Annotated in this window: 20 protein-coding genes; 6 read left to right on the plus strand and 14 right to left on the minus strand. The window is 64.2% G+C overall.

Features of this window, described 5'->3' with window-relative positions; genetic code table 11:
* Positions 1-70: 70 nt before the first annotated feature.
* The 4 genes from folE2 to V6E02_RS09145 all read right to left on the minus strand — a co-directional run bounded on the left by folE2 (position 71) and on the right by V6E02_RS09145 (position 3,951).
* The gene (gene folE2 / locus V6E02_RS09130; RefSeq protein ID WP_347308487.1) at positions 71-880 is read right to left on the minus strand and encodes a GTP cyclohydrolase FolE2; all 810 of its coding nucleotides are present in this window, start codon (positions 878-880) and stop codon (positions 71-73) included.
* 40 nt (positions 881-920) lie between these two features.
* A complete protein-coding gene (gene dxs, locus V6E02_RS09135; protein ID WP_347308488.1) occupies positions 921-2,807 on the minus strand; it encodes a 1-deoxy-D-xylulose-5-phosphate synthase in 1,887 nt (628 codons plus the stop codon).
* A gap of 2 nt (positions 2,808-2,809) precedes the next feature.
* Positions 2,810-3,655 (minus strand): polyprenyl synthetase family protein, encoded by an 846-nt coding sequence (locus V6E02_RS09140; RefSeq protein WP_347308618.1) that lies wholly within the window; start codon positions 3,653-3,655, stop codon positions 2,810-2,812.
* A gap of 62 nt (positions 3,656-3,717) precedes the next feature.
* Positions 3,718-3,951 (minus strand): exodeoxyribonuclease VII small subunit, encoded by a 234-nt coding sequence (locus V6E02_RS09145; protein WP_347308489.1) that lies wholly within the window; start codon positions 3,949-3,951, stop codon positions 3,718-3,720.
* 401 nt (positions 3,952-4,352) lie between these two features.
* On the opposite strand from V6E02_RS09145, the gene V6E02_RS09150 reads away from it, so the two are divergent.
* The 5 genes from V6E02_RS09150 (at position 4,353) to V6E02_RS09170 (ending at position 9,398) form a co-directional block, all read left to right on the plus strand.
* Positions 4,353-5,456, plus strand: a complete 1,104-nt coding sequence (locus V6E02_RS09150) for an aromatic ring-hydroxylating oxygenase subunit alpha (protein ID WP_347308490.1) — start codon at positions 4,353-4,355, stop codon at positions 5,454-5,456.
* 143 nt (positions 5,457-5,599) lie between these two features.
* Positions 5,600-6,478, plus strand: coding sequence for a DMT family transporter (locus V6E02_RS09155; RefSeq protein ID WP_347308491.1), 879 nt, complete (start codon positions 5,600-5,602; stop codon positions 6,476-6,478).
* Positions 6,479-6,758: 280 nt separating this feature from the next.
* Entirely contained in the window at positions 6,759-7,100 is a 342-nt protein-coding gene (locus V6E02_RS09160; RefSeq protein ID WP_347308492.1) for a SpoIIAA family protein, read from the plus strand.
* A gap of 58 nt (positions 7,101-7,158) precedes the next feature.
* Positions 7,159-8,442, plus strand: a complete 1,284-nt coding sequence (locus V6E02_RS09165; RefSeq protein WP_347308493.1) for a S1C family serine protease — start codon at positions 7,159-7,161, stop codon at positions 8,440-8,442.
* Positions 8,430-9,398 carry an FHA domain-containing protein gene (locus tag V6E02_RS09170; RefSeq protein WP_347308494.1) on the plus strand — a complete coding sequence of 323 codons (969 nt, stop codon included), beginning with the start codon at positions 8,430-8,432 and terminating at the stop codon, positions 9,396-9,398. The genes V6E02_RS09165 and V6E02_RS09170 overlap by 13 nt, the downstream gene beginning before the upstream one ends.
* A 274-nt stretch (positions 9,399-9,672) precedes the next feature.
* Here V6E02_RS09170 and V6E02_RS09175 read toward each other — a convergent pair whose 3' ends face one another.
* Entirely contained in the window at positions 9,673-10,149 is a 477-nt protein-coding gene (locus V6E02_RS09175) for a DUF6231 family protein (RefSeq protein ID WP_347308495.1), read from the minus strand.
* Between the two features lie 434 nt (positions 10,150-10,583).
* Here V6E02_RS09175 and V6E02_RS09180 point away from each other — a divergent pair, with 434 nt between their 5' ends.
* Positions 10,584-11,363 (plus strand): ParA family protein, encoded by a 780-nt coding sequence (locus tag V6E02_RS09180; protein ID WP_347308496.1) that lies wholly within the window; start codon positions 10,584-10,586, stop codon positions 11,361-11,363.
* A gap of 5 nt (positions 11,364-11,368) precedes the next feature.
* On the opposite strand, the gene rssA is transcribed toward V6E02_RS09180, so the two are convergent.
* The 9 genes from rssA to V6E02_RS09225 all read right to left on the minus strand — a co-directional run bounded on the left by rssA (position 11,369) and on the right by V6E02_RS09225 (position 20,285).
* Entirely contained in the window at positions 11,369-12,268 is a 900-nt protein-coding gene (gene rssA / locus V6E02_RS09185) for a patatin-like phospholipase RssA (protein ID WP_430626794.1), read from the minus strand.
* Positions 12,269-12,272: 4 nt separating this feature from the next.
* The gene (locus V6E02_RS09190; RefSeq protein WP_347308498.1) at positions 12,273-14,078 is read right to left on the minus strand and encodes a 3'-5' exonuclease; all 1,806 of its coding nucleotides are present in this window, start codon (positions 14,076-14,078) and stop codon (positions 12,273-12,275) included.
* A gap of 395 nt (positions 14,079-14,473) precedes the next feature.
* The gene (locus tag V6E02_RS09195) at positions 14,474-15,196 is read right to left on the minus strand and encodes an LrgB family protein (protein WP_347308499.1); all 723 of its coding nucleotides are present in this window, start codon (positions 15,194-15,196) and stop codon (positions 14,474-14,476) included.
* Positions 15,193-15,552: a CidA/LrgA family protein gene (locus V6E02_RS09200; protein ID WP_347308500.1), complete on the minus strand. Its 360-nt coding sequence runs from the start codon at positions 15,550-15,552 to the stop codon at positions 15,193-15,195. Before V6E02_RS09200 ends, V6E02_RS09195 begins: the two co-directional genes overlap by 4 nt.
* A 41-nt stretch (positions 15,553-15,593) precedes the next feature.
* Complete coding sequence (locus V6E02_RS09205) at positions 15,594-15,827, minus strand: hypothetical protein (RefSeq protein ID WP_347308501.1); 234 nt, start codon at positions 15,825-15,827, stop codon at positions 15,594-15,596.
* Between the two features lie 16 nt (positions 15,828-15,843).
* Positions 15,844-16,971: a glycerate kinase gene (locus V6E02_RS09210; protein WP_347308619.1), complete on the minus strand. Its 1,128-nt coding sequence runs from the start codon at positions 16,969-16,971 to the stop codon at positions 15,844-15,846.
* Between the two features lie 2 nt (positions 16,972-16,973).
* Positions 16,974-17,924 (minus strand): D-2-hydroxyacid dehydrogenase, encoded by a 951-nt coding sequence (locus V6E02_RS09215; protein ID WP_347308502.1) that lies wholly within the window; start codon positions 17,922-17,924, stop codon positions 16,974-16,976.
* An 82-nt stretch (positions 17,925-18,006) separates the two neighbouring features.
* Positions 18,007-18,885 (minus strand): 2-hydroxy-3-oxopropionate reductase, encoded by an 879-nt coding sequence (locus tag V6E02_RS09220; RefSeq protein ID WP_347308503.1) that lies wholly within the window; start codon positions 18,883-18,885, stop codon positions 18,007-18,009.
* A gap of 29 nt (positions 18,886-18,914) precedes the next feature.
* On the minus strand, positions 18,915-20,285 hold the full coding sequence (locus V6E02_RS09225; RefSeq protein ID WP_347308504.1) for an amidase: 1,371 nt from the start codon (positions 20,283-20,285) through the stop codon (positions 18,915-18,917).
* Between the last annotated feature and the right edge of the window lie 6 nt (positions 20,286-20,291).

A 20,291-nucleotide genomic window follows, 5' to 3' on the forward strand; every position in this document is an offset into this window, starting at 1 on the left:
TCCCCTGCCGCAGGGCGGAGCAGGGGCCCCGCGCCAGCGGGGATGCGACCCCGAAGGCAGGGACTTCGAGTCAGGCCACGCGCTTGGTCTTGTCGCGCTCGATCAGTGCGTAGGCGGAGTGGTTGTGAATGGACTCGAAGTTCTCCGCCTCCACCACATAGGCGTCGATGCGCGGGTCGCGGTTGAGGGCAGCGGCCACGTCGCGCACGATGTCCTCGACGAACTTGGGATTGTCGTAGGCCTTCTCCGTGACCCACTTCTCGTCCGGGCGCTTGAGCAGCCCAAACACTTCGCAGGAGGCCTGCTCCTCCGCGATGCGGATGAGATCCTCGATCCACACGAAGGTATTGGCGCGAGCGGTGATGGTCACGTGCGAGCGCTGGTTGTGGGCGCCGTAGTCGGAAATCTTCTTGGAGCACGGGCACAGGCTGGTGACCGGCACCACCACCTTCATGGTCTGGCGGTACGCCCCGTTCTCGATGGCGCCGATGAAGGTCACTTCGTAATCCATCAGGCTCTGCACGCCGGACACGGGGGCGGTCTTGTTGACGAAATAAGGGAAGGTCATTTCGACATACCCCGACTCCGCTTCCAGGCGCTTCACCATTTCCCGCAGCATGTGTTCGAAATTTTCCACGGAAATCTCCCGCTCGTAGCCGTTGAGGATCTCCAGGAAGCGGGACATGTGCGTGCCCTTGAAGTGGTGAGGCAGGTAGACGTACATGTTGAACACGGCCACCGTGTGCTGTACGCCCGCGCTCCTGTCGGCCACACGAATGGGATGGCGGACGGCTTTCACGCCCACCTTGTCGATGGCGATGTGCCGGGTATCGGCCGTGGCCTGGACATCGGCCATGGGCAAGACTTCGCATTGGTTCATGGGATCATCCTTCTGCTGACGGGGCGGGGCCCGGACGGGCTTACGAGTTGACAGTATAAGCGAGCTCAATACCCGAGTAAATAGCTCGGGTATGCTTTTGCACCGCCGCCACCACCCCGGCCACATCCAGGCCACATTCAGCCAGAAGCTGCGCCGGGTCCCCATGCTCCACGAAGCGGTCCGGCAGACCAAGCTGCAGGACCCGTTTCACAATCCCCTGTTTTTGCAGCGATTCCAACACCGCGCTGCCGGCGCCGCCCTGGATCACGTTCTCTTCCAGGGTGACCAGCAGATCGTGGCATTGGGCCAGTTCCCGCACCAGGTCGTCATCCAGCGGTTTGACGAAGCGCATATTAGCCACCGTGGCATCGAGCGCCTCGCCGGCGGTCAGCGCGGGGGCAAGCATGCTGCCGAAGGCAAGCAGGGCGATTCGGCTGCCATGACGCCGAACCTCCCCCTTGCCCACCGGCAGGGCTTGCATCTGCCGCCGCTCTGGCACGCCTTGCCCTGCGCCACGTGGATAGCGCACCGCCGCGGGGCTGTTAAGCAGGTAGGCGGTGTAGAGCATCTGCCGGCATTCGTCCTCGTCGGCGGGGGTGAAGAGGGTCAAATTGGGGATGCATCGCAGGAAAGAGAGGTCGAAGGCGCCGGCATGGGTGGGCCCGTCCGCCCCGACCAGGCCAGCGCGGTCGATGGCCAGCATCACCGGCAAATTCTGCAGGGCGATGTCGTGGATGAGCTGGTCGTAGGCCCGCTGCAGGAAGGTGGAGTAAATGGCCACCACCGGTTTCAGACCCTCGCAGGCAAGGCCAGCAGCGAAAGTGAGGGCATGCTGCTCGGCAATGCCCACATCGAAGAAGCGATCTGGGAAGCGCTCGGAGAAGGCGACCATCCCCGAGCCTTCACGCATGGCCGGGGTGATGGCAACCAACCGCGGGTCTTGCTCCGCCATGTCGCACAGCCAGTCCCCGAACACCTGGGTGTAGGTGCGCAGGGCGGCGCCTTTGGCCGCCACGCCCTGGCGTGGGTTGAAACGCGCCACGCCGTGGTAGAGACAGGGATCGTCCTCGGCGAGCTTATAGCCCTGTCCCTTCTTGGTCACCACATGCAGGAACTGGGGGCCTTCCAGCCGCCGGATGTTAGACAGGGTGTCGATCAGTACGTCCAGGTCGTGACCGTCGATGGGGCCGACGTAATTGAACCCGAATTCCTCGAACAGGGTGCCCGGCATCACCATGCCCTTGAAGTGTTCCTCGGCGCGCCGCGCGAATTCGCGGATGGGTGGCATCGCCTTCAGCACCTCGCCGCCGCGGCGACGCACCTCGGTGTAGAAACGGCTGGAAAGCAGCCGCGCCAGGTAGTTGGTGAGGGCACCCACATTGGGCGAAATGGACATCTCGTTGTCGTTGAGAATGACCAAGATGTTGGCATCGGATGCCCCCGCATTGTTGAGCGCCTCGAAGGCCATGCCACCGGTCAGGGCACCGTCCCCGATGATGGCCACCGCGCGCCGCGCCAGCCCCGCCCGCTTGGCCGCCACCGCCATGCCCAGCGCGGCGGAGATGGACGTGCTGGAATGACCGGTGCCGAAAGTGTCGTAGGGACTTTCCTCGCGCTTCGGGAAGCCGGCGATGCCGCCATGCTGGCGCAGGGTGGCCATCGCCTCGCGCCGGCCAGTGAGGATCTTGTGGGCATAGCTCTGGTGCCCCACGTCCCAAACCAGCCGGTCATCAGGTGTGTTGAACACGTAGTGCAGCGCGATGGTGAGTTCCACCGCGCCAAGGTTGGAGGCGAGATGCCCCCCCGTGCGGGAGACGCTCTCCACCAGGAATTCGCGCAGCTCGGCGGCCAGGCGCGGCAGCTCTCGGCGATCCAGCTGACGCAGCTCACCGGGATGATCGATACGCCTGAGGAGGGAATCGGGCATCTTCAGAACCGGCGCAACACGATGAAATCGGCGATCTCGCGTAGGCGGCGCGCGCGCTCGGCGAAAGGCGCCAGGGCGGCGACGGCTTCATCGCGCATCTCCTGTGCCAGGCGGCGCGCTTCGACTAACCCCAGTAGGCTCACGTAGGTGGGCTTGTTCTGCTCGGCATCCTTGCCCGCGGTCTTGCCTAAGGTAGCCGTGCTCGCTTCCGCGTCCAGCACGTCGTCCACCACCTGGAAGGCCAAGCCGACGAACTTGGCGAAATGGTCCAGCCGGGCGATGTCCACCTCCGCCAGCCCACCGCACAGGGCCCCCAGCATGACCGAAGCGCGGATCAGGGCGCCGGTCTTGTGCACGTGCATGAATTCCAGCTCCGGCAGCGTGAGGGTCTTGCCCACGCTGGCCAGATCGATGGCCTGACCGCCGGCCATGCCTCGGGAGCCTGCTGCCACTGCGAGCAAGGCCACCATTTCCAGCTGGCGCTGGGCATCGTCGGCGAGGGGATATTGGGCCAGAAGCTGGAAGGCCAAGCTTTGCAGGGCATCCCCCACCAAAAGCGCCGTAGCCTCGTCGAATTCCACGTGCACGGTGGGCTTGCCCCGTCGCAGCACGTCGTCGTCCATGCAAGGCAGGTCGTCGTGCACCAGGGAATAGGCGTGGATCAGTTCCACCGCACAGGCCACCACTTCCAGCCGGTCGGGATGCGCGCCCGCCACTTCCCCAGCGGCGAAAGCCAGCAGCGGCCGCACCCGCTTGCCACCACCTAGCACGGCATAACGCATGGCCTGATGCAGGCGCACCGGCGAGATGTCGGAGGCAGGCAGATGGCGCGCCAGTGCCGCCTCCATGCGTGCCTGGAGGCGGTGGGCCCAATCCTCGAAGGCGGGGGAAACGATCACGCGGCCGTCGTTCACTTGGCTAATTCGCCAGAGAAGTTCTCCAGCTCGCCCGACTCGCTCAAGATGCGCACCTGCTGCTCTGCATCCTGCAACTGCCGCTGACAGAGTTTGAGAAGCTCGCTGCCACGCTTGTAGGCGGCAAGGGAGTCCGCCAGGGAAAGCTGCCCGCTCTCCATGCTGGCGACGATCTTTTCCAACTCCGCCAGCGCGGCCTCAAAGCTCGGCGCTTTGGGGGCTTTGCTCATCACGCGCCCTACACAAGAAAAGAGGTTAAAGCTACCCCAAGCCAGGGGTGCCGGTCAATCCGGCCCGCGAGGCGTCGCTTGCCGCCAGCGTGAGGCCAGCGCCCGCATGTATTAGGAATGGCGAGTGCGTGACTGGTTTCCATCATCCTAAAGAAAGCGCGGCAACGGCCAGGAAAACGAGTCTAATTCGCGGCAATGGCACGCATCCCTCATCTCGGCCATACGTCGCGCGAGCCGAAACCCAAAAACGCGGGTGATCACTCACCAACCCGAGTGCCAAAGGTGGTGGACTCATACACGCGCTTGCCCCGGGTCACCAATTCGGACATAATCGTCGCCTTACGGTCCGGCGGTGCCGGCCGCCCAGGGTTGATCCAACGCGTTCATTCCGTTAGGGGCCTATGTCCGACCTGTCCACTTCCAGCGCGCTTGAGCGCAATCCCACCCAGCTTCCCATCGACTGGTATTTCGATCCAAAGATCTACGAGCTGGAGAAAAAGCTCCTGTTCGAGCAGGGGCCGGGCTACGTGGGCCACGCCCTGATGGTGCCCAATGCTGGCGACTATCAGGTGCTGGACTGGATGAACAGGGGCAAGGTGCTGGTCAACACTGGCCAAGGCATCGAACTGTTGTCCAACGTCTGCCGCCATCGCCAGGCCCTCATGCTCAATGGCCGTGGCAACGCGCGCAACATTGTCTGCCCGCTGCATCGCTGGACCTATGACCTCTCGGGTAAGCTGCTCGGCGCGCCCCAGTTCGCAGGCAACCCCTGCCTGAATCTGGAACGCACGTCCCTTGCCAACTGGAATGGCCTCCTATTCTCCGGTCCGCGGGACGTGGCGCAGGATCTGGCTGGGCTCGGTGTGGCGGCCCAGCTCAGCTTCGAAGGCTACATGCTGGACCGGGTGCTCATTCAGCCCTATGCCTTTAGCTGGAAGACCTTCATCGAAGTCTATCTCGAGGACTACCATGTGGTGCCCTTCCACCCGGGCCTCGGCCATTTCGTCAACTGCGATGAACTGAAGTGGGAGTTCGGTGAGTGGTACAGCGTGCAGACAGTGGGCATTGCCGACGCGCTCGCCAAGCCAGGCACGCCGGTGTACCGCAAGTGGCACGAACAAGTGCTGCGTTATGACGAGGGGCGACTGCCGAAGTACGGCGCCATTTGGCTCACCTATTACCCCAACATCATGGTGGAGTGGTATCCCCACACGCTGGTGGTGAGCACCGTCTGGCCCACTGGCATCGAATCCTGCGTAAACGTGGTGGAGTTCTACTATCCCGAGGACATCGTGCTCTTCGAGCGCGAGTACGTCGAGGCCGAACAAGCCGCCTACCAGGAAACAGCAGTGGAGGACGAGGAAATCTGCCAGCGCATGCAGGACGGGCGCAAGGCCCTTTGGCTACGCGGCGCCAACGAGGTGGGGCCCTATCAGTCGCCCACCGAGGATGGCATGCTGCACTTCCATGAGTTTTTGCGGCGACAGCTCACACCCCATTTGTGACCGACCCCATCGCCAAGCCAAAGCGTAAGATCGGCAGCAACTCCACGGCAAGGGCGCAAGGGCATGGCTGATGGTCATTGCATCTTTGTAAGCGGTGCGCCCGACACCCGCAGCCTCCTTTCACGCCCAGCGCTGGCCAGCAGATGAAATCCGGCTGGATGGTGGTCGCGGGCTTGCTGTTTGCGCTCATGGGCGTATTCGTCAAGCTCGGGGCGCGGCATTTCTCGGCGGCAGAACTGGTGTTCTACCGCTCCCTGGTCGGGCTTCTCATCATCTGGGGCATGGTACGCCGACGGGGCCTAAGTCTGGCTACCCCGCACCTGCGCATGCACGTCTGGCGAGGCCTGTCCGGTTTCTTCGCGCTAATGCTGTTCTTCTATGCCATCAGCGCCCTGCCGCTGGCCACCGCCATCACCCTCAACTACACCTCGCCCTTGTTCCTTGCCCTGCTGCTCACCCTGGTTTTGGGCCAGAAACCCGCCTGGTGGCTGATCGCGGCGCTCCTGCTAGGATTCGTGGGTGTCGCGCTCCTGCTCCATCCCCGCTTCGACGACACCGACTTCCTGGCCCGTCTCATGGGCTTGGCATCGGGGTTCCTCGCCGGGGTGGCCTATCTCAACGTCAAGCAATTGGGCGCGGCGGGCGAACCGGAATGGCGCGTGGTGTTCTACTTCACCCTGGTGTGTACCGTGGGCGCAGCCTTTTGGATGCTGGCGCATGAGTTCCACGGCATCGACTGGCGCGATCTGCCTCTGCTGCTGGGGCTCGGTCTCAGCGCCACGCTGGCACAATTGGCGATGACCCGCGCCTATCGGCTGGGCCACCCGCTGGTGGTAGGCAGTCTCGCCTACAGCACGGTGGTATTCGCCAGTCTGTTCGGCATTGCCCTGTGGGGCGAGGTGCTTGCGCCCCTGTCGTGGCTGGCCATCGGCCTCATCATCGCCAGTGGCGCCATCAGTAGCGCCGTTACCAGCCGGCGCTCTATCGCGCAAGACTCACGGAAGTCGCAACACGCTCAGTAATGGGCGGATGGGTCGCGCGCAACCGTAAATCCAAGCCGGGGTGGCCGTGACAAGCAGCGTTTTTGGGTAGTAGCACTCGCTGGGCTCGGCCGCAATGCCGGTTGGGGCGTTCCCCACGCAGTCGGCGACCATACGACTGCACAGCAATTTTCGTGGGCGCGCACTTGGGCAGGGCGCCACCCATGGGTCACGCCGTTAGCGGGGTCTCGTTAAGTCGCTCTTGCCCGCACTCGAGGGGCGTTCCTACAATGCACCATCCAATCCGGCCAAGGCAGACACCATGATCAGCATTTCCGTGGACAAAAACGTCGTCATCCTCTCGGTACTGGGGGAATTCACACTCGACGATTTCAAGCAGTTCGAAGAGCACGTGCTCTACGCCTCCAAACTCGGGCCGGTGAATCTGCTCATCGACCTGCGGGACATGGTGGGCTATACGCTGGACGTGGTGTGGGAGGAGCTCAAGTTCTCCCGGGAACACCAGTACGATTTCGACAAGGTCGCAGTCGTGACGGACAACCAGTGGGTGGCCTGGAGCGCCTGGCTGCAACGCATGTTCGTGGATGCGGACATCGAAGTGTTCGACGATTACGACGAGGCGCGCGCCTGGGTTGCCCAATAGCCCAGCAGCTGCGCGCGCCGCGCTTGGACCACCCTGGCGCGGCAGGTAGAATGACACGATGCGTTTGACCCCACGCGCCGGCCTGCTCTTCCTGCTACTACTGCTTATACCAGCCCTGGTGCCCGTCCGGGCCCAAACCCAGCAGATCTTCAGCCGCTACCAGGACCGCGTGGTGCAGGTGCGTATCCTGGAATCCTCTTCCGGCGCCAAGGCCGGCGTGGGATCGGGCTTCGTGGTCTCGGCCACCGGTCTCATCGTCACCAATTATCACGTCATTGCCGATCTCATCCACAAGCCGGAGCTCTATCGCGGCGAGGTGCTCACCGCCACTGGCCTACTCGCCCCCTTGCGACTCGTCAATTTCGACGTGGTGCACGATCTCGCCCTCGTCGCCAGCGACATCGCTTTTCCGCGCCACATGACGCTCGCCACGGGGCCGGTGGCCATTGGCGAGCGCCTCTATTCCATCGGCACGCCCTTGGATCTCGGCTTCACCATCGTGGAAGGCACGTATAACGGCCTCTTGGCGCATTCCCTTTACGAGAAGGTCCATTTTACCGGCTCCATCAATCCCGGCATGAGCGGCGGTCCCGCCGTGCTGGCGGATGGACGGGTCGTCGGCGTCAACGTGGCGACCGCCGGCAACCAGGTAAGCTTCCTGGTGCCGGCGCGCTACGTCAGAGAACTATTGGCACGTACCCCGCGCACGGAAGCACTCGATCCCGAGGCCGCGCGGGCGCTGCTGCGCCGTGACCTCATCGCCAACCAAGCGCGCTACATGGAGCAGCTATTGGGGAGGCCATTGACCACCACCAGACTGGGCGATTATCGCGTGCCGGGGCACGTGGCGCCATTTCTGCGCTGCTGGGGCGATGCTGAACGAGATCCAACGTATGTTTATGAGCAGGTGACACAACAGTGCTCCTCCGAGGACAACATCTACCTCTCGCGTACGCAGCAGACGGGCACGGTGCATTTCCAGCACGTCTTCCTGGCGGGACGCAACATCAATCGCTTCCGCTTCTACGCGCTCTATCAGGCGCAGTTCAATCAGCCCTACGAGAAGATTCCGGCTGAGCGGGAGGACGTTTCGCGCTTCGCCTGCCACACTGACTTCGTGCACCATGGCGGCCTTGATTTCAAGGCCGCGCTGTGCCTGCGCCGCTACAAGAAGCTGCCGGGTCTCTATGATGCCGTGCTACGCGCCGCCACGCTGGACCAGAACACGCGGGGCATGGTGACCACCGCGGTACTAGCCGGGGTCAGTGCCGACAATGCGCGCCGCTTCGCCCGCCACTATCTGGAGAGTTTCGCGAAGGAGAAAAGGCCGTGGAACCGCTGATGGTGGCGGAGGTGCTGGACAAGTCCGGTCGCGTGCACAGCCGGCTTCGGCTCGAGCAATTCCCGGTGCGGATTGGTCGCGCCTACCACAACGACATCATCCTCGACGACGAATTCGTCTCACCGGAGCATGCCCGCATCGAGCTCGACAGTTCCGGCCAGCCGGTAATAGTGGACCTCGACAGCGACAACGGCACCTATGTACTGCCGAAGCTTGAGCGCATCATGCGCCATCCACTCAGCGGCGAGACCCTGCTACGGCTTGGCCACACCCTGATCCGCCTACGCAGCGCCGATTACCAGGTCCCGCCCGCTCGACGCGACAGCCTAGGCCTCAACCGCGCCACGCGCTGGCTCACCCAAGGCGTGGGGGCGGCAATTGCCTACGGCATGGCGCTTAGCCTGATCATCCTCGAGCACCACCAGAGCAGTCCCGAAGCGCTCGGCCCGGAACAGATCCTGCTCGCGACTCTTTCCATGGCCCTAGCGATTCCCCTTTGGGCAGGACTGTGGGCCTTGGCCAGCCGCAGCTTCGCCCACCATGCCTATTTCGTGCCCCACCTGGCGATCGCCAGTGCCGCCGTGGCGGCCCTCTTCGTACTGGACACCCTGGGCCAGTACTATGCTTTTGCATTTTCCGCAGGCATTTCGGCGGATGTGATCTTCGAAGGCGTGACGGTGCTAGTGGTGGCTAGTGCCCTCTATGGCCATCTGCGTTTCGCGACCCTGCTCACGCCGCGCGGGGTGGGCACCACCGCGCTGGTGTCGGCACTGGTGCTGGTGGGTATGATCTATTTCAGCGACTACGTGGACGCCACGGATTTCAACGACGATCTGCCCTACCCAGGCGAGCTCAAGCCGCCAGCCTTTGCCTTCGGCAAACCCAAGAGCCCCGCCCGCTTCGTCGAGGACGCCAAAGCCATCCTGCGCACATTGGATGCCGGCCAGTGGGACTGACCGGTGGCCACGCCAGCCCAACTCGGCGAAGCGTAAGCTGTGGTGGAACCTCTCGAGAGCAGCGCTGCGTTCGCGGCAGCTGGCCGCCCCCAGCGCCGCGCCGCTGCAAGGGCGGCACCAAAGCGGCGCCTTGAGCAGCTACGACGAGGCTGCCGATCCTAGACATGGACGATCCGAAGAAACCAGGGCGCATTCTGATCTCCCTCGACGGAAGCGGGACAGCAAATCGCGGCTGCAGCCGCTCCCCCAGACGTATCTTCGAGTCACCAGATCGTCAGGAAGACAGCCAGGGATACTTGTCCCACAGCTCCGGGTGGGCCCAGTACTTGGCATTGAACCACTCGGGCGCGGGTTTGTAGGTGAAGAGATCGAAGCGGAATAGGCCGCTTGTCTGCCCATCCCTCTGCTTTAGTGCCAGACGCTCCATGCCCAGCGCGAAGAAATCGTTCTCGCCCCACTCTCCCAGCACGCAACGCACGTAGAGACGCGGGGTGTGCACGTCCCGCAGCCGACATAGCAAGCGCACGCCCTCCACCTTTGCGAGCCCTTCCAGCACGTCTATCACATAGACAAGATCGAAGCGCGCGGGCTCGTTGTCCGCCGGCAGCCAAGGTGGCGCAGCGTGATGGGTCAGCGCGCAACCGGTGGGCAGCGGCCCGGCCAGGCGACCCAGCACCAGCAGGCTACGGGCGCGGCAAGCGGTCACGAGCGTCGTCAGCTCAAGCGTGTCTTGGGTGGAGGCGTTGGACATTTTCGTATGCTACCCCGCGCACCGGTTTCGGTGCCAGTGACTTGGCAATCGGCGTCTTCTGCGGAGGTTACTGGCGCGACGCCGTTCCTCGCGGCGGATGGCCCACCGCAGGCGTCTTTACAACGGCCCGTTGGCGCCGCCCCACCAGCAAGACCTGCCCGAGCGGAAAAAACGAGCGGCCTGTGTCAGCCGGCTTAGGGAGCGGCTTTAGCCGCGACCATGTCGGGCGTATCCTCACTCTGCGTCTTCCCTTGGGTGAGGGCGAGGCGAGGAGACGATCGGGGCGCATGCTCTCATCACTTCAGGGCGCGTTAGGCCAGGATCATGAGCGGACTTTGCTACGCCACCACTTTATGTTCCCGCTGTAACAACTGGATTTGTTGCGTGTTTTTTCTCACAGCGCTATGCTGGGGCATGCCACCAGAGGGGGCGCCATGACCGTCATCACTGTGTTCAATCAGAAAGGCGGGGTAGGCAAAACCACCACCAGCCTCAACCTGGCCGCGGCCATGGCGGCACGCGGACAGCGGCCACTGCTCATCGACCTCGACCCGCAGTCCCATCTCACCCATACCCTTGGCATCAGCATAGACCGGAGCGAGGAGAGCATCTATGCCTTTTTCCAGCGCACTCGCACGCTGGCTGAGCTGGTTCGCCCGGCGCCCGCAGGCATGCGCCTGATCCCTGCCCATCTCGATTTGGCCAAGGCAGACGCGGTGTTTGGCAAGAGCTACAACATCGTCACGCGTCTTGCCGGCGCGCTGCGCACAGAAACCCTGGAGGACGCACAAGAACCGGTGGTCATCGATTGTAGCCCGATGCTTGGCGTGCTTTCGCTCAATGCCCTGTTCGCGTGCGAGCTGGTACTGGTGCCCATCTCCGCCGACTTCCTCGCCCTCAACGGCGCACTGAAGGTGGAGAAAACCCTCAAGGCCCTGGAACATGTGCTCAAGCGCCGGCTGCCCCGACGCTATCTCCTCACCCGTTTCGACCGGCGCCGGCGCATGGCGCGGGAAATTCTCGAAGCGGCGCGCAGGCATTTCGGGCAAGAAGTCTGCACCACCACCATCTGCGAGGACGTGCGCGTGGCGGAAAGTCCGGCGCTAAGCAAGAATGTGTTCGAACATGCGCCCAACTGCCGCGGCGCCCGCGACTACCAGGCCTTTCTGGAGGAATTGCTCGCCAGCGACTTCGCGCGCCAGAAGGCGGCGTGAGGCCGTCAACCCCAGCTCTCCAGCGCCTCGCGAATCTGCGGCAGGGCCGCCTTCACCGCACGCCGACCTTCCTCGATCGCTTCCCGGCCCCGGTGAAATTCCATCAAGCCAAGATGGGCGAGCCGCGGCGCCACCACGGCATCGGGCGGTTCCCCAGCCATGCGACTGCGGGCGATGCGCACCTGCATGATGTTGATGCTGGATGCCACCACGTCCAGCACCGAGGGCAGGGTCTGGCCATTGCGAGGAATGAATTCCGAAAGGCGCGCCTGCAGCCTGGTGAGCCAGGCGCTCACCTCGCCCTCCCGCGCGCTCTTACGCCGCCGCCGCAGATGGCGGCCCAGCACATCGACCAAGAGATCCACGGCGATGACCACATCGGCCCCCATGGCGCGCGCCAGCGATACGGGCACCGGATTGACCAACCCGCCATCCACCAGCAAATGACCGTCCCGTGCCACCGGCGTGAACAACCCGGGCAGAGCAATGGACGCCCGCACTGCATCCATCGTGGATCCTTCCCGTAGCCACACCTCGTTGCCACTGGCCAGCTCGGTGGCCACTGCGCCAAAGGGAATGGCCAATGCCTCCACCGGGCGATCCACGAAATTGCGCCGGAAAAAGTCCATCAGCCGTTCACCCTGGATCAAGCCACCAAAGAATTTCACGTCGAGGAAGGCGATCACGTCCGCCAGGCGCAGGCCCTGGACCCAGTTGGAAAAGCGCTCGATCTCCCCCGCCGCATAGGCCGCGCCCACCAGCGCACCGATGGACGTGCCGCATACCACGTCCGGCCGGATGCCAGCCTCCTCCAGGGCATGGATGACGCCCACGTGCGCCCAGCCACGGGCAGAACCGCTACCGAGGGCGAGCCCAATGCGGGGGCCTTGGCTCTGGGACATCAATGGGCTACCCAACCAGTCGCGCCACCAGCGGCGTGGTGCGCGAGTAACTCACGAAAAGCGCGTGGGTGGCACGGGTCATTGCCACATAGGCCAGGCGCACGTCATCGGCCAGGTCATCCCCGGCGAGGGCGCCCAGGCCTGCCACGGCCACACAGGGGAACTCCAGTCCTTTGCTGTTATGCATACTCAAGAAGCGAACGGCATCCCGATCCATATCGATGCGGTTGCGGTTTTCTTTCACCAGATCCACAGGGATGTTCTCTTTGTTGCAGATGCGGGCAATGCGTTGGCCGATGGCGTGTTGGGGATACACCACCGCCATCTCATTCCACCGATAGCCCTGCTGCCGCCGCTCCTTGAGCCATGCCGCGACCCCATAGGCCTCGCCATCGAAATCCACGCAGGCGCGGACCACCGGCTCCGGGCCTTCTCGGCCACCCGTTTCCGGCAACACGATGGTTTCGGCACCCTCTTCGAACCCGGGGGTTTGCAAGGCGTCGGCGGCGAAACGGCAGGCGAAACGCAAGATCTGCGCCGTGTTGCGATAGTTGACCTTGAGCACCGTGGTGCGCCCGGAAGCATCGATCCCCAATTGTCGCCACACTGGGCGCTTCCTGCCTTTGTAGATGGCCTGGGCGTCGTCATAGACCACCAACAGGGACCGTGTGTCGGGGTGGACCATGCGTGCCGCCAGCGCCAGCCATTCCGGTTCGAAATCGTGCGCTTCGTCTATGAGGACCGCCTCGTATTGCCCAGACGGAATCAAGCCTTTGTCCACGGCCTCGATCACGCGCCTCACACCCGCCTGCAAGCGGGCCTCGTAGTCAGGATAATCCTGCTCACTTGGCAGGGGCAGGTCGTAGGTTTGCAACATGCGCAAACACCAGGCGTGGAAAGTGGAGACGATCACCTTGTCCTCCACACCCCGGTCCTGCATGGCGTTCTCGATGCGCCCGGCAATGCCATTACCGTAGCACAGCACGAGAATGGGGCGCGTTGCCACCTTCGCCAGATGCTCGGCACGAAACACCAGAATCAGCGTCTTGCCCGAACCAGCCACGCCGCGGATGATGCGATGGCCCTCCCCTAGGCTGCGGGCGAGCTGTTCCTGTTGCAAGTCCATCACCGCCAAAAGGTGATCGTTGCGCCCTGCATCTTCCGTCCTTCCCAGGGGCAGCGCGATCTGCTGCACGCGGATTTCCGGAAACAGGATGGCGCGTATCCGGTCCATCTGGGGCATGGACAACATGCGGCCCGGACGGCGGAGCACCAGCGCCCCGAGGCGTTCACGAAATGCGTCGGGATCGACGTTTTCGGCCATTTCGTCGCGGCACACCACGCGTTCAGGGGCCATGACCTGGCCCAGGTCGGTGGCCTCGAACTGCTTGCGGGTGATATTGGTGAAGACCACGCCAAAACCAAAAGGCAGGTACAGCTGGCCCTGATCCGGGCCCTCCGGAACGAGTAGGGAAGGATCTTGCTTGAGCACGTCCACCACACGGTACATGTACTGTCGTACCTGTTCGATGGGATTGACATGCTTCACCCGACCGCTGGGGGTAAGCAAGGTCACCTCGAAGCGGTTAACCTCAAGGAGGCTGTCTAGCCGCCAGTCCTTGACCTCCAACACCACCAGGCCCCGCGCGGGGTGCAGGATGACGAAATCCGGATGTTGTCCAAAAGGCCCGACAGGCAAGTTGTGCCAAACCAGCGCGTTTTCTTCGAGACAATCGCGCAGACGCTCGGCGAGCCTCAGTTCGCCGCGGCTATCGAAGCGAGCGCTGCCGAGGGTGGGAATGAGCGTGGCCATCGACCGAGCTTTCCGAAACAGGTGTCCGCTTGCGTGTGGGCGTCACGCCGGCGCAGGCGGGAAGCCACGGACCTCTCTATGCTTGGGAGCGTCCTGGATTCCGGCGCTTAGCCCAGCGGCAAAAAACCAAAAGGGTGTCATGGCCCCGAAGTTGGGAACCACATCATTTCATGACTTGTCTTGGTCCCGACTACCGCCACGGGATCGCCACGCCCTAGTTGTAACCGTCAACGACATCTGTTTCGGCGCCATGCCGAGGATCTTTAAGGTGCACTTGCCATCCGCGCCCCAGGCGTTGCCGAAGCCAATTCATTCATTGCTCGAAGAAGGAGGTATCCCCGGCGTCTTTCACGATGCCTTGGTGTTCCCGTTCGATGTCTAGTCATGGCCGGCGCTCAATGATTCAACCAGTGGGCACCCAACGGCACCAACACCGCCGTCATCAGACCGTTGAGACCCATGGCCAGACCGGAAAAGGCGCCGGCCAGCGGGGAAATCTGGAAAGCGCGCGCGGTGCCGATGCCATGGGAAGTAAGGCCAATGGCGAAACCCTTGATGGCATCGTCGCGACAGCCCAGCCGCTCGAGCAGCCACACGCCCACCACGGCCCCGAAAATACCGGTCAAAACCACGAACACCGCAGTGAGACTGGGAATACCGCCGATCTTTTCCGAGATCCCCATGGCGATGGGCATGGTGGCGGACTTGGGTGCGAGGGACAGCGCCACCTCGCGACTCGCCCCCAGCGCGGTGGCAATGCCATAGGCCGAAGCCGCGGCGAGCGCGGAGCCCGCGACCAGTGTCACCACCAAGGGCAGCCACATGCGGCGCAGACGCTCGAAGTGTTGGTAGAGTGGCACAGCTAGGGCCACCGTCGCCGGCCCCAGCAGAAAATGCACGAACTGAGCGCCGTCGAAATAGATTGGGTAGGGCGTGTCGGTGAGGCGCAGCACCAGCATTAAGAGGGCCACCGAAAGCAGCACGGGGTTGGCCAGGGGGTGATGGTCGAGGCGCCGCGATACCCAGGTGGCACCCTGGTAGGCGATGAGGGTGAGTGTGAGCCACAGCAGAGGACTCGCGGCGAGATAGACCCATATGTGTCCCAGGCGGCCGCTCATGGGCGCGGCTCCTTGTCTTGCTGGCGGCGGTGCAAGGCGCGCAAGACCAGGGCCGTGGCGGTGAGGGTAAGCAGCGTCCCCAGCACCAGGCTTGCCACGATGGGCAGCCACTCCTCACGCAGGCGCGGCAGATAGAGCATCACCCCGACCCCGCCCGGCACGAACAAAATGGACAGGTGCGAAAGCACGCCGTTGGCCGTGTCGGACAGCGGTTGCGGCACGCCGCCACGCAAGACCAGCATGGTGAGCAGCAGGGCCATGCCCACGACTGGCCCCGGCACCGGCAACGCCAGCGCCTGCACCAGGACTTCGCCGGCGAGCTGAAACAGCAGTAGAAGGGTGAGCGCACCGAGCATGGAGGGCGATGATTTTCAGGGGAGCTAGCGCGACCGCCCGCTCACAATTGATCCAAGCGCACCCACTCGTTTTCCTTTAGGGCCACCTCATATTGGGCCCAGCGCGCGAATTCCTCCCGTGGCAGGGTGCCGGTGCGGCGACGGTTGGCCCCGGCGACCACCTTGAAAGTCACGCTGCCATCTTCGTTTTCACGGATGACCTGATACACGGCCCATTTGGCGCCATAAATGCCGTTGCTATAGCAGCGGCCGTAGCGGATCTCGTCCCCGGACACGGTGGTTTTCCCTGAATCAATGACAACGGGCGCGGTAGGCCCGTGCAGCCTCTTGCGCCGCGTCGGAGAGCAATTGTGCCGCCCGTGCCAGGGCGATCGCAAGCGGTAAGGTTGCGGGTGCAGCCTCAAAACAGCCGTCGAAATGAGCTTGCAAAAGGGGGCGAGCCGCTTCATCGATGCGGCCCGAGATGAGTGTCACCGGCACGCCGCGCGCGTGCGCCAGACGGGCCACTTCCAGAGGCAGCTTGCCGTGCAGGGTCTGGGCATCGGAGCGGCCCTCACCCGTCAGCACCCAGTCGGCAGCCGCCACGGCCTGGGGCAGGCCGACCCGCTCACACACCACCCGCGCCCCGGGTTCCCGTCGCGCGCCGATTAGAAGCAACGCATACCCCAAACCACCGGCTGCGCCCGCGCCCGGCTCGCGCGATACCGGCCGCCCGGCCCAGGCATCACATAAAGCCGCAAGACGAGAAAGCCGCGCATCGAACTCGGCGATCGCTTCGGGCACCACCCCCTTCTGCGGGCCGAAGGTGGCCGTGGCGCCGGCTGGTCCCACGAGAGGATTGTCCACATCGGTGAGCGCCGTAAACTCGCAGCGTGCGACACGCGCATCGAGACCCGTGAAGTCCACCCGTTTAAGCCGCGCCAGGCCCGCGGGTGTGGGCGCAAGGGTTGCCCCCCTATCGTCGAGCAGGCGCACGCCCAAGGCAGTGAGCAACCCGGCTCCTCCGTCGTTCGTGCTCGTGCCGCCCAGGCCGATGAGCAAACGCGTGAGCCCTGTGTCCAGCGCGTGGCGGATCAGCTCGCCGATGCCGCGCGTGGAACGATGGGCCACGTCGCTGTCCCTGGCGAGCGCCAGCCCGACGACCTGAGCCGACTCGATCACGGCGATGGGATGATCGCCATCTGGCAGCACGCCCCAGTCTGCCTCGATGGTCCTGCCGTCTGCGCCCGTGACGCGCGTGCGCCGCCGCTCGCCGCCTCCGGCATGGAGCAAGGCATCGAGCGTGCCCTCCCCGCCGTCGGCAAGGGGAAACAGGCGCAGCTGCGCCGCCGGAAACACGCGGCGCACACCGCTCGCCATGGCCTGCGCCGCTTCCAGTGCGGTGAGCGAACCCTTGAAGGAGTCCGGCGCGATGACAATGTTCACGTCACCACGTTGCGCGGCTCACCCGCCACGAAGGCCTCGATGTTGTCCACCAGCTGATCGGCCAGCGTCTGCATCGCCTGTCGGCTGGACCAGGCCACGTGGGGGGTGAGGATGAAATTGGGCAGCTCGAGATCGAGCAGGGGATTGCCCGCGCGTGGAGGTTCCACCGACAGCACGTCGAAGCCCGCCCCCGCGATGGCGCCGCTTTTCAGTGCGTCCACCAGGGCCGCTTCGTCGACCAATCCCCCGCGCGCGGTGTTGATGAGGATGGCGCTCGGTTTCATCATCAGAAACTCCCGTGCCCCGATGAGATGGCGCGTCTCGGGGGTGAGCGGCGTGTGTAGGGAAATGACGTCCGCTTCCTTGAGTACCGTCTCGAAGGGCGTGTAACCCGGACGCACACTGGGCGCGCCCTTGTGCTCGGCGATCAGCACCCCCATGCCGAAGGCCTCGGCGAGCCGGTGCATACCCTTGCCCAGGGAGCCGTAGCCAATGAGCCCCAGCGTGCTGCCGTGCAAGTCGTGGATGGGACGGGTGAACAGACAGAACTGATCCGCCGTCTCCCACAGCCCTGCGCGCAAGTCTTGCCGCCAGCCCAAGAGGCTACGCCGCAGGGCGAGCATCAGCATGAAGGCGTGCTCCGGCACGGTATGCACGGCATAGCCGCGAATGTTGGAAACGACGATACCGTGGCGCTTGCAGTAGTCGAGGTCGATGATGTCGGTGCCGGTGGCGGCCACGGCGATCATCTGCACACTGGGCGCCTGGGCCAGGATGTCGCCAGAGAGCTTCACCTTGTTGCTGATGACGATGGTCGCATCTTTCAGCCGGGCCACCACCTCATCCGGCCGCGTCTGGTCGTAATCGATCCATTCATGCGCGAATGACGGCCTGCGCATGTCGGCAATCAGGCTCTTGCGGTCGAGAAAGACGATTTTGTGTTTCATGCAGAATCCTTTAGCCACGAAGGTCACGAAGAGAAACCCAGAAAGATCTTCGTGAAACTTCGTGTCCTTCGTGGAGGAATGCCTAACGTTCTATGCCCGACGCGCGTTCGACGATCTTCATTACCGCCGCCGAATCCAGCTCCGCGCCGCCGATGCCCATCAGCGCGTTGAGGTGCTGCATCACCAGCGCCGCGCCCGGTAAGGCGAGGCCCAGCTCCTTGGCCGTCTGCATCACGATGTTCATGTCCTTCTGGTGCAGGCGGGTCTTGAAGCCGGGCTTGTATTCGTTGTCGAGCATGCGCTTGCCGTGCACCTCCAGGATGCGGCTGCCGGCGAAGCCGCCCATCAGCGCGTCGCGCACCTTGGCGGGATCGACGCCGTTCTTGCGGGCGAAGGTCAGCGCCTCGGCGACGGCCTCGATGGTCACCGCCACCACGATCTGGTTGCAGGCCTTGGCCACTTGCCCCGCCCCGTGATCGCCCACGTGCACGATGTTCTTGCCCATGGCTTCGAACACCGGCCTCACCCGTTCGAACACCTCGGCCTTGCCGCCCACCATGATGGATAGCGTGCCCTGGATGGCGCCGATCTCGCCACCAGAAACCGGCGCATCCAGCATGTCGATGCTTTGCTGCGCCAGCTCGGCTGCGAAGCGGCGGGTGGCGGTGGGCGAAATGGTGCTCATGTCCACCACGATGCTGCCCGGCTTCGCGCCGTGCACCACGCCGGTATCGCCGAAGAGCACCTGCTCCACGTCCGGCGTGTCAGACACCATGACGATGATGATCTCCGCCCGGGATGCGGCATCTGCAGACGAAGGGCACGGCAGGCAGCCGGCGCGCGCCGACTCCTCCATGGATTCGGGACGTCGCCCGTGGACATACACGGTATGGCCCGCTTTTTTGAGATTGATCGCCATGGGCTTGCCCATGATGCCCATGCCGATAAATGCGATGTTCATCGTGCTTTCCTCCGTTCGCGGTGTTCGATTCAGTTCGGGGTGATCGGTGCCAGCAGGGGCGCCAGGCCGATTATCCGCTCGCACCACTTCGCCACGCCCAGCAGCCGGTCGTCGCGCAGATAGCCGCCCACCAGCTGCATGCCAAGGGGCAGGCCATGGGGCCCGAAGCCGGACGGCAGCGTCACGGCCGGCAGGCCAGTGAGCGTCCAGATCGTGCAGAACAGCGGGTCACCCGTGTGTTCCAGCGTGGCCGGCGCCTCGCCGATGGCAGGTGGCGTGATGATTGCATCGTATTGATTCAGGATGGCGCGCATCTCGCCGTTGAGCTTGAGGCGCTGCGCCAGCGCCTGCTCGATCTCGGCATCGGAAATCGCCAGCCCTTCGTCGATCAGGGCGTTGAGCTGCGGGCTCAGCTCGGCCCGGTGCGCCGCCTGCAAGGGGCGCAATGCCCGCGCCCCTTCGCCGTACATGATGATGTGGTGCAGGCGATGCGCCTCCTCGAACAGCGGCGGCAGAGCGACTTCCTCCACCACCGCATCTGCATTGGCGAAGCGCGACGCCAGGGTGAGCAGGTTTTCCCGTTGATAGATTTCTGCCTCGAACCACACCGGCGAACGGACCAGGGCGAGGCGCGGTGGCGCCGTGCGCGCGGGCAATTTCTCACCAGGGCTGCACAGCACATGGGGCGCATCCACGCCGGCGGCATCGGCGGGGTCGAAGCCGGCCAGGCAGCAGGTCAGGCGTGCCGCATCGTCGACACAGCGCGCGAACACGCCCACATGATCCAGGGTCTTGCTGAACTGCAGCACGCCGGCGCGCGACACCAGTCCGCTCGATGGCTTGAAACCCACCACGCCGCAGAAGGCCGCCGGGCGGATCACGGAACCGTTGGTCTGGGTGCCCAGGGCCGCCGGCACGAAGCCCGCCGCCACCGCGGCCGCCGAGCCACTCGAAGAGCCCCCCGGGGTATGGGCCGGGTTCCAGGGATTGCGGGTCACACCTGGGGCATAGAAGGCGAGCTCAGCGGTCACGGTCTTGCCGAGCACGAAGCCGCCGGCGTCTTCCAATTTGCGCACCACGGCGGCCGAGGTCTGGGGCACCCGCCCGGAATAGATCGGAGTGCCGCACGCGGTGGGAATGCCCGCGGTGTCGATGACGTCCTTCACGGCGAGGGGAATGCCGTGCAGGCAATCCTTGCCGTCGGCGCGCAAAGGGCTTGCGTCGCAGGCGCGGGCCCGCGCCAGCGCTTGATCGGCGTCGAGCCAGGCAAACGCCTTCACCGTGGGCTCGAGGGCAGCGATGCGTTCCAGCAGGGCGCGGGTATAGGCCTCGCTGGAAAACACCCCCGCGCGCATGGCCGTCCCAGCATCAAGCAACCCGAGTCGGAACAGCTCCGTCACGATGGG

It is taken from the genome of Thiobacter sp. AK1 (assembly GCF_039822265.1).
GTDB lineage: Bacteria > Pseudomonadota > Gammaproteobacteria > Burkholderiales > Thiobacteraceae > Thiobacter > Thiobacter aerophilum.